Genomic DNA, 16,250 nt, shown 5'->3' with positions numbered 1-16,250 from the left:
AATCAAATAAGCATATGAATGTTGACGGCCGATATAAGGCTGTTCCTAGGCTGAAATCACTGAATAACAGCCAGAATACAAGTACCAGAGAATCATTGATTAATAATGGGGTGCAGAGAGTGGCTTTGGAAAAATATCAAAAACTATTATTCGAAAAAATTAAACAGAAAATATCCTGGTGGTTCGATAATCAGCCTGCCGAATTAGTTGACAATGAAGAGGTTTATCGCTTCTTGCACTCGATAAAAGGCACTTCGGGAACTATTCATCTTGGAGGTTTGCATTTTGTTTCCTCCACGCTTCTTGAAAGGCTTGAAGCCGGCGAAAACATGGAATGGGAAAAGGATGAACTGAGAGACTTTTTGTTCGAACTCATTAGTCTTAGCTATGAGTATGAGCACTTCAGGGAATCTGATTTTAAAAAGAGTGAGCCTTGCTGCGATAATTTACCGTTAATCCAAATTATTGATGATGATGTGACGATGCTGATCCTATTAAAGGAAGCTCTAGAGGATAATGGCTGGATGGTGATGACAAATACAGAGCCAGAAAAAGCAGTATCTCTGTATTATGATCTTCAGCCTGATTGTTTGGTGATTGATGTAGATTTGCCTTCAAAAAACGGCTTTCAATTATTGGAGAGTATTCAGGAGCATAATCACAAACAATTCATTCCAAAGGTGGTCATCAGCACCCAAACCGATCGAAATACGAGAATGAATGCTTATGAAATGGGGGCAGATGATTTCATTGAAAAGCCGATTGATATGGAGGAATTCATAGTCAGGATTAACCGCCAATTGCAGAGAAAACAAATCTTTGATCAATCAGTGCTTATCGATGAGTTAACTCAGGTTTATAATAGAAGGTTCCTTTTTGACCAGCTGGACCGTTATTTAAAAGACTTTGAACGGAAAAATGCTGCTTTTTCAATAGGAGTTCTAGATCTCGATCATTTTAAGAAAATCAATGATACGTTTGGTCATCTTACCGGAGACAAAGTGCTGGAAGCCTTTGCCTTATTCTTAAAACAACAGACCAGAAGCACTGATATTGTTTTCCGGTATGGAGGTGAAGAGTTCATTGTTCTCTTTCCAAACACGAATGATCAAGAAGCTTCTGAAGTGGCCAGGCGGATCCTCGAAGAATTTTCGAAGGTCGAATTTGAAGTACAAGGACGCTCCTTCCATGTCAGTTTCTCTGCAGGTATTTATATGGTCAACAAGCCAACTGAAGGAAGCCTGGATATCCTGAAAAAGTCCGACCAGGCTTTATATAAGGCAAAGGAAAAAGGCCGGGCATGTGTAGAGAGTGCCAATGAAACGATGCTGCCGGCAACTAAAATCCTCAATGTTTCCGTCATAGATGATGATGCCATTATCAGGACCCTTCTCGTCCGGGTATTGCAAAATATAGATGCGGACAATGTGGTGCTCAATATTGAATCGTATGAAAACGGCGAGATGTTCTTTGAAGCTGGTCGTCTTGAGTGCGAGGGAAAGCACTTCCTCATACTTGACGGTGTCATGCCGGTCATGGATGGAATTGAGGTGCTTAGCAAAGTGAAAAGTACGGAGAACGCCAGCCAAGTCAATGTACTGATGCTTACGGGACGGAAGACAGAATACGATATTGCGCGCGCCCTAAAGCTTGGAGCGGATGATTATGTTACAAAACCGTTCAGTATTACCGAGCTGCAGGCAAGGATTCAAAGGCTGATTCAGAGGATGTTTTAAATGATAAAAAATGAAATTCAGTTTCTTGTTACAGTTTTCACATTATTATCAGGAATGCTTTTGATCATGCTTATCTATTTAATCATAAGAAAAGCAGCAGAAAGTAGGCTGCGAAAAAGAGTGGAAGATCATAAAAACTCCATGAATGATAAACTCCTCCACTGTATTCTCACAGGTGACATCCTTCGTTCATTGCAAGCAGACACAAAAGCAAAAAAACTGGCAATTGAGCAGCTGCTGAGCAAATATGCGGAAATTCTGGAGGGGAATGAGGAGAAGAACAATCTGAAAAATCTTGCGGAAATGCTTTTGAGTGACCATTACCGCATTGGGATGAAAAGCAATAAGTGGAGCACAAGGATGAATGCACTTTTCTTTATCGAGACATTCAAGATTGAAAACATTAAAGAAGATGTTGTTGCCATGATGAAACGGAGATGGATAACAAAAGAAGAGAAAATCAAGGCAATGACCATTTTAGCTCAGATTCAGTACAATGAGATTTTTCAATTACTGACAGAAGATTATAAGAATCTTTCTCATCTGGAGTACAGAAATATCCTCTCCAGGCTAAACGATCGTGGATTCGAACAATTTTTGCTTGGATACAACTCATGTCATACTGAGCTTAAGTTCACGGTCCTAGATCTAATTGGTTTAAAAAAAGACTTGAATTACCTTCTATTCGCAGAAACTGTTTTTTCTTCAAGTCGTGGTGAAGAAAGGATCCGTTCATTAAAAGCCCTTGTCTCCATTGGGTTCGTGCGTAACCTGGACAATTATCTTCCCCTGTTAAAATCGGTGAATTGGGAAGAACGGATGCTCGCTGCAAGATTGGCAGGAGTAATGAAAGTGGAGCATGCACTCCCGGATCTTGTTCAGCTCCTTCAAGATCCTTCATGGTGGGTCCGGTCCCAGGCAGGGCAGTCAATCATAACATTCCCTCATGGAAAGGAGATCCTCCAGGGTGTACTGGTTGAAAGCACGGATGCTTTTGCGAAAGATATGGCATGGGAATGGATTAACAAAGGAGTCTATCAAACATGAGTTTTCAAGACATCAGTATCTATTTTGCTATGTTCATTATGGTGTACATGGTTATCGTTATATCCTTTTATTCGGTTGTCATGCTGATTTCGGTGGTTCAGTTAAGAAAAGAGTACAAGCTTAACAGAGAAAAATCCTTCAGTGATTATACGGAAGATATTCATACAAAACCTGTATCAATCATCGTGCCTGCCTTCAATGAAGAGGCTGGAATTATTCACAGCATCCGTTCGCTGCTCAGCATCAATTATCCGGTATTTGAGATTATAGTTGTGAATGATGGGTCTTCGGATCGTACGATAGAAAGATTGATCGAGCATTACGATATGAAAGAAATTCATAAAGTGATTCGCAGACAGGTAGAATCGAAGCCAATCAAAAAAGTCTATCAATCCAGAATGCTTCCTTCACTGTTTTTGATTGACAAAGATAATGGCGGCAAGGCTGATGCCCTGAATGCCGGACTGAATTTTTCACATTATCCATATGTCTGTTCCCTTGATGGCGACTCAGTTCTGGAAAGAGACGCATTTTTAAAGGTGATGAAGCCGATCATTGATTCAAATGAGGAAGTAATTGCCTCAGGAGGGAGCATCAGGATTGCTAATGGTTGCGATATTCAGAATGGTGAGGTCCTGAAAATAGGTTTATCCAGCAATCCTCTGGTCATCATGCAGGTGATTGAATATTTAAGAGCCTTCTTAATGGGAAGAATCGGTCTAAGCCGGCATAATTTACTGTTAATCATATCTGGTGCTTTTGGTGTATTCTCAAAGTATTGGGTCGTAAGGGCAGGTGGATACAGGACAGATACTGTCGGAGAAGATATGGAGCTGGTCGTCAGGATTCATAGACTATTGAAAGAAACCGGTACGAAAAAAAGAATTGTTTATGTACCTGATCCAGTCTGCTGGACAGAGGTACCCGAAAATATGAAGTATCTAAAAAGGCAAAGGCGCCGCTGGCACAGAGGACTGTTTGAAAGTCTTTGGAGCCATAGGAAGCTGACGATGAATCCCAGGTATGGGCAGATTGGTTTCATCTCCTTTCCTTATTTTTGGCTAGTGGAATTTTTGGGGCCGATTGTCGAATTATCAGGATATATTTATGTTTTTATTTCGTTGTTTGCAGGAGGAATCTATCTCGAGTTTGCGATTTTGATATTTTTATTGTCTTGCCTCTATGGCTCTCTTTTTTCGGCTTTCGCCATCTTATTGGAAGAATGGAGTCTGCGAAAATATCCTAAAATATCTGATTTACTCAAGCTGTTCTTTTATTCGCTGACAGAAACACTTTGGTATCGCCCGCTTACTGTATTCTGGCGCTGTCAGGGAATCTGGCAGATGATCAAAGGAGAGAAAGCCTGGGGTGAAATGAAACGAAAAGGTGTATCCAAATGAAATCATATTTTGAGCAAAGACCTCAGCTGTTTGTCCTTCTGTTTGTATTCGCGGTTCTCGCCATCCTTTCGAGTCCTTTTTGGCTGTGGCAGATGAAGCCAGAAAAAGAACTGGATATCCTGATTGTCGATAAAACAGTTCCTGATCAAAGCTACCGGGAGCACAAAGGATTAACATGGGTATTAAATAATGAAAAATATAAGAAGTCTGACGGAGATAATTATTCTGCTGTTGGTGACTATGTCGGTTTCCAGCACAAGGAGAATAATTCATTCATTGGAGAAAAGCTGCCAAAACAGCTAGACAACTTTAAAGTGATTTATCTAGCCGACCTGTATGGAGTGTATGAAGAAGAGTTCACTGGAAAGAATGAGGCTGGCAGGAAGTCAAAGCAACTATATGGCGGACTTCAGCCAGAAGACGTGGACGTACTGGAAAAAGAATTGTTCCAGGGCAATAAGACTTTGATTTCAGAATTCAATACATTTGGCAGTCCTACTGATGAAGCAGTCAGAAAGCGCATGACGAATTTGCTGAATATCAGATGGAGCGGCTGGACAGGGCGTTATTTTACCAAATTGGAAGGAAGCGAGGTTCCGGGCTGGATTATTGAGCAATATGAAGCTCAGATGGGCGACTGGGATTTTACCGGCCAAGGCTTTGTTTTTGTAAATGAAGAAGATTATATCGTTGTTGTAGGAAAAAATGACCTTGAAGGTGAGGGGCTAGATTTCAATCTTACAGACCAGGGGGATAAGGCTTTTTCTTCTGAGCTCGACTCAAACTACGCTTATTGGTTTGATATTGTTGAGCCGCTGAATGAGGAGGAGGTTCTTGCGAGTTACAAGCTTCCAATCAAGGAAGAATCTCTGAATAAAATGACGGGTTATGGTATACCTGCAGAATTTCCTGCGGTCATCCGCCATCAAAACAGACAATATACTTCCTATTATTTTGCAGGTGACTATGCAGATGAAGCGGAAGTGCCAGGAATATATCAAACTTCTGGTTTATCAGAATGGAAAAAAGCAATTGATGGCAGGCAATCATTCTACTGGTCAACGTATGTTCCAATGGTAAAAGAAATATTGGCAAAAGGTCTTCATGTCCCTAAGGAAAATCCAAAGCCAGAGATTGTTTCCAATGGTGATTTTCAATTTAATAGCAACACCAGCAAAGATGCAATCCAAATTAAAAAGGATGGAAAATGGGAGAGTATCCTGATTAAAGGTGTGAATGTAGGAATGGGAAAACCAGGAGCTTTTCCTGGGGAAGCTGCCATTACTAAAGAAGAATATTATCGTTGGTTTCAGTTGATTGGCAGGATGAATGCTAATGCGCTGAGGGTCTACACCCTTCATCCTCCCGAATTCTATGAAGCATTCTATGAATACAATAAGGCAGCAGATGAACCTTTGTATTTGTTCCATGGTGCGTGGGTTAACGAAGAACTGATCGTGGAGTCCCAAAACGCATTTTCAGAAGATGTGATGAAAGATTTTAAGCAGGAACTTAAGCAAATGATTGATATTGTCCATGGACAGGCAGAGTTGCCTCCAAGAAAAGGACATGCGTCAGGAATTTACAAGTATGATATTTCTCCTTATGTTCTGGGGTTCGTCATTGGGATAGAATGGGATCCCGCAGCTGTCTTAAATACGAATGTCACAAATAAGGACGTTGATCAGTTCTCAGGTACTTATTTTAGGACCAAGGAGGCTGAGCCTTTTGAGGTTTGGCTTGCATCAATGATGGAGTACACTGCTGCTTATGAAACAGCTCAATACCAGTGGCAGCACAGCATCAGTTTCACGAACTGGGTTACTACAGATTTGCTTGAACATCCAAGTGAACCGCTTGAAACCGAGGATATGGTATCGGTGAATCCGAACCATATTCATAAAACGGATGAATTCCATGCCGGGATGTTCGCTTCGTACCACGTTTATCCGTACTACCCTGACTTCTTGAATTTTGATGAAAAATATCTGCAGTACAAGGACAAGACTGGGATGAGAAATCATTATGCCGGCTATTTGAATGATTTGATAAATGCCCATGAAATGCCGGTTTTGATTGCGGAATTTGGCGTACCTGCATCCAGAGGACTGACACACAAAAGTGACTCAGGTATGAATCAGGGATTCTTGACCGAACAGCAACAGGGGGAAATGAACAGTGACATGTTCAATTCAATTGTTGATGAAGGATTCGCTGGCGGAATCGTATTCGCCTGGCAGGATGAATGGTTCAAGCGGACGTGGAACACGATGGATTATGATCAGCCTTACCGGCGCCCTTTTTGGGCAAATCGGCAGACGAATGAACAGAATTTTGGGCTATTGAGCTTTGAGCCCGGCAAGAAAAGTACGGCAATTGTAGTGGACGGCAGAAAGGAAGACTGGATGAAGCGGGGAATCAACCCGCTGATGACCTCAGAAACTGGTGCTATCAAGCAGGTTTTTGCAGCTGCTGATGAAGCATATCTTTATTACCGTCTGGATTTTGCAGAGCCGCTAGATTGGGAGAAACAGGGGAGCTATCTTTTCATTGATACAGTACCAGGGCAGGGCCAGCAGAGATTCAAGATGAATAGTAGTGTTGAGGTGAATGCTGATTTTGGAGTGGATTTCATCATCAAGCTGGAAGGACCGGACGAATCAAGAATCCTGGTTGATAGCCATTACGATCCGTTCTACTTTCAATATGGACATACGCTGAAAATGATTCCTGAGGAACCCTATGCTGAGAAGAATAATAATGGGATCTTCCATCCGATTCGCTTAGCACTGAATAAGGAAATGACGCTTCCAGCAGATGGCCGGAAACTTTCATTCCAGTCTTATGAAACAGGAAAATTGAAATTTGGCACAGCTAATCCGGCTGATGAAAACTTCGATTCATTGACCGATATAAGTATCAGTTCAGATAAAAAAACGGCAGAAATCCGCATACCCTGGCAGCTCTTGAATGTGAAGGACCCAAGCTCCAAGGAAATCATGGGGAATCTTTACGAAAAGGGTCTGTCAGGGAGTGAACAGATCGAAGGGCTCCACTTTATAGCTGCTGTGGCAGGCGAAAGCGGAATCAACTCCACCTTGCCTGAAAATCAATCTGGCAAACTAGAGAGAACAAGTCTTTATGAATGGCCGTATTGGGAACAGCCGAACTATTATGAACGCCTCAAAAAGTCGTATAGCATCATGAAGGACACTTTTAAAAACGCAGGAAACAAGAACTAGGGGGACAGCCAGTGAAAAGGATTTTGCTTGCAGAGGATGAAGAGATTCTAAGAATGCTGATCAACGATACTCTTGAGGACGAAGACTATCAGGTCGATGAAGCAGCAGATGGACAGGAGGCATTGGGTTTCCTTGAGCAACAACAATATGAATTGCTGATCATTGACTATATGATGCCAATTTATTCAGGAGTTGAAGTAATCGCAAAGGTCAGGCAAAGCGGGAAGAATATGAATGTTCCGATCTTGATGCTCTCTGCCAAAAGCCAGCTGACGGAGCAAGAGAAAGCGATGGCAGCAGGGGCAGATTATTTTATGGCGAAGCCTTTCAGTCCGCTGGATTTATTGGGAAAAGTGAGAGAGATATTACATGACAAAAATACAATTTAATAGAAAGAGCTTGGTGCGGCGCTATAAATACTTGATGGGCATATTCATCGCAGCATTTCTGCTTCTAGCAGGCGTTCTGATGTATTCCTTTTACGAGCTGAATGAGGAATACACGTCCAAGAACATGGAACTAGAAAAGAAAGAACTTCTTGTTGAGGAATTGAATCAAGCGTTTAATGATGCTTTCATGAATATCCGGGGATATATTGCATATGGGAACCCTGAATTAAAAAATACTGCTCTTCAGCAGGAGACGGTCATTAGGGAGCTGTCCACACAGCTAGGTGAGATGGCAGATAGCGATCAGGACGATGAATTTCGTTATCAAGTTGATCTTTTCACAGAATATTATTTTGTCACAACTTTGCCAAGGTCTTTAGCAGACTATGAGAGTGGAAATATTGAAGCTGTCAAAGAAACTGCAAACGGCGGAGCAACAAACAGAATCAACAGCATAAAGAAAAAAATAAATGACTATCGTGATGAAATTAACAAACAAATTGAAGAGAATTTTCAGGAACTGACAAAAATCCAGACCTATGTCCAAGTTGGCTTTGTTTTATTTGTTCTAGTATTCCTGATTATTTTGCTGCGAATTACAAGATTGATGTTCAGTGAAATTGCTAAACCGCTTGCGGATTTCGCTTTTGCAGCGGATGAGATTGCGAGCGGCAAAGATGCTGTCATTGAGGTTGACACTGCCCGCGAGGATGAACTAGGGGTCTTATCAGTCGCATTCAACAGAATGATTGCCAGCCTCCAGGATAATGAGCAAAATTTACTTGCTCAAAATGAAGAACTTCAAGCGCAACAGGATGAACTGCAAGCACAGCAAATCGATCTGCAAGAAGCACTTGAAACCGTCAAGGCGAGTGAGCAAAAGCTGAACAGCAGGAATGAACTAATCAATAAAATTGCGAATTCACTGGATAAGCAGGAGGTTCTGGAGAGTGCTGTCATGAATATGTGTTCAATCATTGAAGCAGAAAGAGGCATCATTTCGTTTATTCATAATGATTCCTATGCTTCTTTTGGACTCTCGCCCGAAGGAGTCAGGCAGTTCCGGAGCAACCTGGCTAACAGTGGAGTCATAGAGAAACTGCAGGCCCAGCCGAATCCATTTTTAACAAAAAGGGCAGCCGTTCAGGAAGAAAAAGGATTTCATCTGACAAACATGGTCTCCTATGATTTATTCCTGCCGATTTTTTTAACTGGGGAAAAGCTGGTTGCTGTTATGGCCTTCAACCGGTCAGATGCTCCATTTGACTCGAGGAAGATGACAGAGTACGAGGCACTGGCAAAAAATATCGGCATCGCTCTTGAAAAAATCAGCCTTTACGAAAAGTCGGAAGAAGCGAGGCGGCTTAACCAAGATATTCTGGACACCATTCAGGAAGGTGTCCAATTGGTCAATACAAAAGGTGAGATTCTTCAGGTCAATAAAAACTTTTGTGAGTTGTTTCACTGTCCAGACATGCTGAAGCAGCTTGCCGGGTGTGCATGGGATGAGTGGATTGGCCTTCTGAATTCTTCAATTGTTGAGTCTGAGGGTTTTACTGAATTCATGAGAAAAGAAATTACCAGCCATGAAAAGATTTCGTCGAATGACTGTCACTATATTTATAAAAATATTAATGGACAGGTATTCAAGGTTTACTGTGAAGGATTGTTTCAGGGCAGCACAAAGTTAGGGACGATTTTTGTGCATCGTAACATCACAAAAGAGTTCGAAGTAGACCGGATTAAATCGGAATTTGTCAGCACGGTCAGCCATGAACTGAGAACACCGCTAGCCAGCATTCTTGGCTTTACAGAATTGATTTTAACGAGAGAACTGAAGCCTGACCGGCAGAAAAAGTACTTGTCCACGATTTATAATGAAGCAGGCCGGTTAACTCACTTGATTAATAATTTTCTTGATATACAGCGGATGGAGTCAGGGCAGCAAGGGTATGAACTGCAGAAGATGGAACTGCTTCCAATCATCAATAAAGTAATCGACCTCCAGAAAGTCCACGCTGACAAGCATGAATTAATTGTCGAAGTGCTTGGAGGAAGGGATACAGTGTTGGGGGATGAAGAGAAATTGGAGCAGGCTCTGATCAATGTGGTCCATAATGCTATTAAATATTCCCCTGAGGGCGGGGAAGTCAAGCTGACGGTTTTCGAAAAAGAAGGAAACATCCATATTGAAATTCAGGATGAGGGCCTTGGCATCCCTCCAGAAGCCATTGACAAGGTGTTTGAAAAGTTCTATAGAGTCGATAATTCTGATCGCAGATCTATAGGAGGTACTGGCCTGGGCTTGCCTATTGTCAAAGAGATCATCCAGTTCCATGGTGGAGAAATAATAGTCAAATCAGAGTACGGCAAAGGAAGTACGTTCTCGATCTCACTGCCTGCTTATGATACACAGAATAAATTCGTATAAACATCATTATTAAAAAATGAAGGCGGAGATGCCGCCTTTTCCCATGACTGATAGCTTATAAATTATATACGTAAAGACGAAAAGCCATCCAATGTGATGGCTTTTTGTTATTAAATAAAATTTTCATGAGTCATGGAACCCTACAGTTGTTCATAAATAATAATATATAGATTTTTGATGGAGGTGTGTACAATTTAAATTCCGAGTTGACTTATCAGAATACATGTATTATATTATTCGATAATGATAAATTAGGAGGGAAAGTCAGTGACCACTGGACTTGTTATTTTAAATATTGCAGTTTTGCTAGGCATTATCGCTGTTCTTTTTTACATGCAGAAGAAGCATGTATCATTTTCTAAACGAGTATTCATTGCACTGGGAATCGGGATTGTTTTCGGTTTTGCATTGCAATTCATTTATGGAGCGGGATCTGAGGTCATTACGAAAAGTACGGACTGGTTCTCAATTGTGGGAAGCGGTTATGTAAAGTTCCTGCAAATGGTTGTTATGCCGCTAGTATTTATATCGATTTTAGCTGCCTTCACGAAGCTAAAGCTGACGAATAACATTGGTAAAATCAGCACACTGATCCTCGGTTTGCTGGTTGGAACAACAGCTGTTGCCGCTGCTGTTGGAATTGCTACTGCAGTTGGTTTCGACCTTGAAGCTGTGCAGATCACACAGGGAGAGGCGGAGCAAGCACGCGCTGAGAAGCTTGAGGAAACGTATGGTGGAATTGAAGGCCGTACAATGCCACAGCAAATTCTTGATCTCTTGCCAGCCAATCCATTTCTTGATTTCACTGGTGCAAGGCCAACTTCTACAATCTCAGTCGTGATTTTCGCTGCATTCCTTGGAATAGCTTATCTTGGAGTGAGGAGAAAATCTCCTGATCAGGCGGAGCTTTTTGCCAAAATTGTTGATGCTTTCTATGCAATCATCATGAGGGTCGTCACGCTGATTCTGCGCCTGACTCCATATGGAGTTCTTGCCATTATGACAAAAACCGTTGCATTGAGTGATTTCGACGCCATCTTGAAACTCGGTAAATTCGTAGCTGCTTCATATGTGGCTCTTGCAATCATGTTCATTATCCACTTATTATTACTTACGATTGCTGGTTTGAATCCAGTCACTTATATTAAAAAAGCATTTCCTGTTCTCGCGTTTGCTTTCACTTCAAGAACGAGTGCCGGGGCATTGCCATTAAATATCAAAACACAGCGCTCGCTTGGCGTGCCAGAAGGTATTGCTAACTTTGCCGGCTCCTTCGGGTTATCTATCGGACAAAATGGCTGCGCCGGGATTTATCCTGCAATGCTGGCAGTCATGATTGCACCGTCAGTTGGTATTGATCCATTGACGCCATCGTTCATCGCGACCGTGATTGCCATTGTGGCTATCAGCTCATTCGGAGTTGCCGGAGTTGGAGGTGGCGCGACTTTTGCGGCGCTACTAGTCCTTTCAGCGTTGAACCTGCCGGTAGCTCTTGCCGGACTGTTGATTTCCATCGAACCATTGATTGATATGGGACGTACAGCAGTAAATGTTAGCGGCTCGATGACATCTGGCATCCTGACAAGCAGAATCACAAAAGAAATCGATTCATCGGTCTATACAGACATGAATCAAAAAATCGAAGCAGAAGCATAGAAATGCTAAAAAGCCAGCCAAGGGAAAACCTTGGCTGGCTTTTTGCACTTCTTTTTTTCGATAAAGAATCAATGCACATTCTCCCTTTTTATTACACACAAGGATGTCATCAATCCCACACAAGTAATTGTAAGCAGCGAATAGATGAATTTCTCCATTCCAATTACCTTCAACCCTGATAAAACGACTATTCCATCAATTAAGAAAATCAAGATTCCGACATTAACAGGAAAAAATTTATGAACCAATTGGGCTAATAAATCCGTCCCACCAGTGCTTGTTTCATAACGGAGCATCAAACCAATTCCGCATCCGACCAATATCCCTCCGAGTATTGCGCTTGGGACGATGCCCAGGTGAATTCCTTTTTCAACAGGTGCGAACAGATCAATGAAAAAGCTTGATACCAATAAACCATTCAAGCTATGAAAAAAGTATTTCCGTTCCAATATCCAAGCCAATACGTATAGAGGGATACTCAGGAGAATCATCGTAAGGCCTGTAGGAAAGCCATAAAAATAATGAATAATCAACCCAATGCCAATCATGCCGCCGTCCAGGAGGTGGTGTGGGACGAGAAACCCGTTCACTCCTACTCCTAGCAATATGCTGCCTACAAATACAGCAAGAACTTTCCCAGTCATCCAATATCACCAGCCTTGTCCTTCTCCCATTATTTCTATGTAAAAAGACAAGTGTTAGAACATGACAGAACAAAAAGCGCAAGCGCCTCGTTCAGCCCCGACAAGCGCTGGAGGGCCTGCCAGTGAAGTCGTTCTTTGACTTCATGGGCAGGACCGAAGCGACTCGAGGGGCTAGGCGCTGGAGCTGGATTAAGAAAACTACATGTAGTTATACACACTTAAATAATTTTATAATTTCCTTAACATAAAAAAAGAACCTGCCAATGTGCAGGTTCTTGTTACAAACAAATAGGTTATCCGGACATTCCTCAGTGTGGCAAGAAAGCAAGCTGGTAAAAGAACAGCACTGCAAAAACGTAAAGAAGCGGGTGGACATCACGCCATTGTCCTTTCACTACTTTCAGTAATGGATAGGAAATGAAACCAAGCGCGATGCCGGTTGCGATGCTTGAGGTAAGCGGCATGCTCAAGATAATCAGGAAAGCAGGGAATGCTTCGTCAAGCTCGTCCCAGCTGATTTGTGAAATACTGCCCATCATCAAGCTTCCGACAATGATCAGTGCCGGAGCAGTAATTGCTGACAATCCGGAAACTGCGCTGACAAGCGGTCCGAAGAAAGCAGCGACGATGAATAAACATGCTACCGTCAGCGAAGTAAGACCAGTACGTCCTCCTGCTGCAACGCCTGAAGATGATTCAATGTAAGCTGTCGTCGGGCTTGTCCCGAACATGGCACCTGCTGCAGTTGCGATCGAGTCAGACAGCAATGCTTCTCTTGCACGCGGCATTGAATTTCCTTTCATCAAGCCTGCCTGGTGGGCGACACCGATCATTGTACCGGTAGTATCAAAGATCGTTACAAGGATAAAAGAAAAGACAACTGCGTATAAACTGTTTTGTACAACATCCATCAGTGCTGTCCATGGATTCAGGACTATCATGCCTTCAGGAAGTGATGGCATAGACATGAAACCTTCTTTGAAGTCCAATTGGCCTGTGAAAAAGGCGATCAATGCAGTCACAACCATACCCAGGAACAATGCTCCATTCACTTTAAGCACCATTAAAACCAGTGTGACTGCAAGCCCGATCAATGCCAGTACGGCAGATGGGGAATGCAAATCTCCAAGGCCTACCAAGTTCGACGGGTGGTCTGAAATGATTCCTGTAAGCCGCAAGCCGATGAAAGCAATGAAAAGTCCAATACCTGCCGTGATTCCGTGCTTTAAGTTGGCTGGAATTGCTTCTATCAACTTTTCACGGAATGAAGTCAGGGACAAAATGACAAATATTAAACCCGCTATAAAAACCGCAGCAAATGCAGTCTCATAAGAAATGTTCTGGTTGTTGCCGACAACAGAGTAGGCAAAGTAAGCGTTCAGCCCCATACCTGGTGCGATCGCGATTGGATAATTAGCAAATAAGGCCATCCACAGCGTACCAATCACAGCAGCAATGATTGTCGCTGTAAAAACTTGCTCAAAGGGAACGCCGGCATCAGCCAGGATGATCGGGTTGACGACAACGATATAAACCATTGTGAAAAAGGTCGTTATACCGGTCATCATTTCTGTTTTTACATTCGTGTTGTTCTCTTTTAATTTAAACATGAGTTCCTCCAAAAATACGAACGATTTTTAAACACAAATAATATAATATTCGTTTTTAGCTGTTTTTTCAAGTGTGGATTTTAAAAACATTATTTTATTAATTATTATCACACAAAGAAAACATTTTCACCCAATTAAAAAAGGACTCAAAATGAGTCCTAATTCAACTTTTTGGTCTGAAGTAATCTTTCGTAAGCCATAACCCGCCGATATAAAGAGCCAATGCAAAATAGGCCGGCAGCAAATGGATGAAATCGATGTAACCTATATACAGGTGCGTGAAAATACCTGCTGCAAAAGCGGGTATTCCTCCAATCAGGTAAGTCCTCCATACCCAGGCAGATCCTTCATGGAATCCCCAAAGCGACAGCGTTAGTACAAGTAAACCAACACTGAAGAGCGCGCTGCCAAACCCTGCGCGATCATGCGCAATGACGGGGATCAGTTTTTCGTTCAATTCATTCATTTGATCTGGTGTCATGCAGATATAAGTCAGATCGGTATCAACAAAGACAGATGTCACCCCTATAGTCGATATCACAATTCCGCCGAGTACAAAGGAGAAACCGAGGATGACGAATAAGAGCTGGTCATATACGGCTTTCTTCCAGGATGAATGGTTTGTACGATTTTTTGAAGATGGTGATTGATCCGCTGAGCGTGTCTTTATATAGCCAGCAATGTAAAAAGGCAGCAGAACGAGCCATAACAAACCATGGAGGCAATCCCAATATCCGAATCCAAGAAAAAGCAGGATTCCCAGGAAACCTGTAATCGCTCCGATATCAAAAGCTCTTTTTGCCCAGTGGATCCCATAGCGAATGCCATAACGAGCAAGTTGCATATAAATAAAGCCTCCGGATATCATCGTGCCGGCGAGTGTCATCCTGTCATGTGACATAAATTTATAAAGATTAGGGTTGTATGCCATCAATTCCAGTCTCGTCATTTGCATGAATGCTTCATCATAGGAGAGGATGACCTTCGTGAAACTGAAGAATAAAATCAAAGCTCCTCCAAGCAGGATGAAAAGTCCGAATAGCCAATACCAGATCCAGCCTGCAAGCTCCTTCCTCTTGTCTCCTAGTTCGTCAAGAAGCGCTTCATTTATCCTTTTTGGCAAACCCGGTCCGGAGGCGACATAGCCTCCGGATAGAAAGACCAGCTCCGCACCCGACTTAAAAAGGGAGAGCGCATCGGCGGGTTCGTCAACACCTCCGGAAGTAACAACCGGTAAATCAATTTCATTTTTTATGATGTTCAGTGCATGGAACATTCCATCTATTTGCTGAAGTGGCAAGACCTGTTTGCCATTTATTAAAGTACGATCCTCTTCAATCATGATTCCATCCACAAAATGGCTTGCTGATTTTAGCTTCAAGAAATTGTCATCAACAGTCGAATGACTGATTGCTAAAAGGATCGGTTTATTTTCCAGGACCGTTTTTATATGTGTAAGATCCCAGATGCTTTCAATTGAATCAATTTCGATTATGTAGGCATCACCCTCATCCTTAAGGTGCTGAGCAAGGATTAACGGTTCCTCGAGTCGAATCAGAACAGGCACTGTCCGTGGTTTTGTCAATTTGCTTTTCGTGGCGGTGAGTCCGATTGTCTCGGTATGTTCAGGGAGAATCAAGGCATCGTTTGCTTTTGAAAGAAATGCTGAAGTTTCGGGCTCTCTCGGAAATCTGGTGATTGGACCTGCTTCAATTGCACCGAACCCTAGATTCTGAAAGGCTTTGATCCCCGATAATCTTGGGTCAATCTTCCCGCTTAACGCAACCGGGCTATCGAAATGAAGCCCGAACAGTTTTCGGTTTAATTTTTCCGAGGGAGACATATGCCCAAGAAACTCAATGAAGGGCCTGCCCCCGGGAAGCTGTGAAATGGCAGACATTCCACGGTGGATGATTTCCCGTCCTGCATTTCCAGGCAAAATAGACAGCCATGGTTTAAATAATGGGTGATAGGACCAATCAGGCATAATGACCTCCAGAATTTATGGATATACATATATTCTAACGCAACTTGTCCATTCCGTGGCAGTCAGTCATATATAATTTTAACAAGAGAATAAAAACATAAGCTTCTA

The 16,250-nt window shown here is 42.3% G+C and carries 11 protein-coding genes; 8 read left to right on the top strand and 3 right to left on the bottom strand.

Features of this window, described 5'->3' with window-relative positions; genetic code table 11:
* Positions 1 to 119 precede the first annotated feature (119 nt).
* The 7 genes from LC048_RS16315 (at position 120) to LC048_RS16285 (ending at position 11,901) form a co-directional block, all read left to right on the top strand.
* On the top strand, positions 120 to 1,736 hold the full coding sequence (locus LC048_RS16315) for a GGDEF domain-containing response regulator (RefSeq protein ID WP_306048116.1): 1,617 nt from the start codon (positions 120 to 122) through the stop codon (positions 1,734 to 1,736).
* The gene (locus tag LC048_RS16310; protein ID WP_226599815.1) at positions 1,737 to 2,783 is read left to right on the top strand and encodes a HEAT repeat domain-containing protein; all 1,047 of its coding nucleotides are present in this window, start codon (positions 1,737 to 1,739) and stop codon (positions 2,781 to 2,783) included.
* The gene (locus LC048_RS16305; RefSeq protein WP_226599817.1) at positions 2,780 to 4,183 is read left to right on the top strand and encodes a glycosyltransferase family 2 protein; all 1,404 of its coding nucleotides are present in this window, start codon (positions 2,780 to 2,782) and stop codon (positions 4,181 to 4,183) included. Before LC048_RS16310 ends, LC048_RS16305 begins: the two co-directional genes overlap by 4 nt.
* Positions 4,180 to 7,425 carry a hypothetical protein gene (locus tag LC048_RS16300; RefSeq protein WP_226599819.1) on the top strand — a complete coding sequence of 1,082 codons (3,246 nt, stop codon included), beginning with the start codon at positions 4,180 to 4,182 and terminating at the stop codon, positions 7,423 to 7,425. Before LC048_RS16305 ends, LC048_RS16300 begins: the two co-directional genes overlap by 4 nt.
* Before the next feature lie 11 nt (positions 7,426 to 7,436).
* Positions 7,437 to 7,814, top strand: coding sequence for a response regulator transcription factor (locus LC048_RS16295; RefSeq protein ID WP_226599821.1), 378 nt, complete (start codon positions 7,437 to 7,439; stop codon positions 7,812 to 7,814).
* Entirely contained in the window at positions 7,795 to 10,245 is a 2,451-nt protein-coding gene (locus tag LC048_RS16290; protein WP_226599823.1) for a sensor histidine kinase, read from the top strand. Before LC048_RS16295 ends, LC048_RS16290 begins: the two co-directional genes overlap by 20 nt.
* 267 nt (positions 10,246 to 10,512) lie before the next feature.
* Positions 10,513 to 11,901, top strand: a complete 1,389-nt coding sequence (locus tag LC048_RS16285; RefSeq protein ID WP_226599825.1) for an L-cystine transporter — start codon at positions 10,513 to 10,515, stop codon at positions 11,899 to 11,901.
* Positions 11,902 to 11,969: 68 nt separating this feature from the next.
* Here LC048_RS16285 and LC048_RS16280 read toward each other — a convergent pair whose 3' ends face one another.
* Positions 11,970 to 12,545, bottom strand: coding sequence for a YitT family protein (locus LC048_RS16280; protein ID WP_226599827.1), 576 nt, complete (start codon positions 12,543 to 12,545; stop codon positions 11,970 to 11,972).
* Positions 12,546 to 12,667: 122 nt separating this feature from the next.
* On the opposite strand from LC048_RS16280, the gene LC048_RS16275 reads away from it, so the two are divergent.
* Positions 12,668 to 12,793, top strand: coding sequence for a hypothetical protein (locus LC048_RS16275; protein WP_264188078.1), 126 nt, complete (start codon positions 12,668 to 12,670; stop codon positions 12,791 to 12,793).
* 60 nt (positions 12,794 to 12,853) lie between these two features.
* Here LC048_RS16275 and LC048_RS16270 read toward each other — a convergent pair whose 3' ends face one another.
* Both LC048_RS16270 and LC048_RS16265 read right to left on the bottom strand, forming a co-directional pair.
* On the bottom strand, positions 12,854 to 14,155 hold the full coding sequence (locus LC048_RS16270) for an NCS2 family permease (RefSeq protein WP_306048112.1): 1,302 nt from the start codon (positions 14,153 to 14,155) through the stop codon (positions 12,854 to 12,856).
* A gap of 163 nt (positions 14,156 to 14,318) precedes the next feature.
* On the bottom strand, positions 14,319 to 16,142 hold the full coding sequence (locus LC048_RS16265) for a dihydroorotate dehydrogenase (RefSeq protein ID WP_306048110.1): 1,824 nt from the start codon (positions 16,140 to 16,142) through the stop codon (positions 14,319 to 14,321).
* Positions 16,143 to 16,250: the final 108 nt, after the last annotated feature.

This window comes from Mesobacillus subterraneus (assembly GCF_020524355.2).
GTDB lineage: Bacteria > Bacillota > Bacilli > Bacillales > Cytobacillaceae > Mesobacillus > Mesobacillus subterraneus_C.
This window is presented reverse-complemented; position numbering and strand designations above follow the sequence as displayed.

Coding starts and splice junctions, on each gene's coding strand:
- LC048_RS16310 (WP_226599815.1), top strand. CDS start 1,737: ATGATAAAAAATGAAATTCAGTTTCTTGTTACAGTTTTCACATTATTA.
- LC048_RS16305 (WP_226599817.1), top strand. CDS start 2,780: ATGAGTTTTCAAGACATCAGTATCTATTTTGCTATGTTCATTATGGTG.
- LC048_RS16300 (WP_226599819.1), top strand. CDS start 4,180: ATGAAATCATATTTTGAGCAAAGACCTCAGCTGTTTGTCCTTCTGTTT.
- LC048_RS16290 (WP_226599823.1), top strand. CDS start 7,795: ATGACAAAAATACAATTTAATAGAAAGAGCTTGGTGCGGCGCTATAAA.
- LC048_RS16280 (WP_226599827.1), bottom strand. CDS start 12,545: ATGACTGGGAAAGTTCTTGCTGTATTTGTAGGCAGCATATTGCTAGGA.
- LC048_RS16270 (WP_306048112.1), bottom strand. CDS start 14,155: ATGTTTAAATTAAAAGAGAACAACACGAATGTAAAAACAGAAATGATG.
- LC048_RS16265 (WP_306048110.1), bottom strand. CDS start 16,142: ATGCCTGATTGGTCCTATCACCCATTATTTAAACCATGGCTGTCTATT.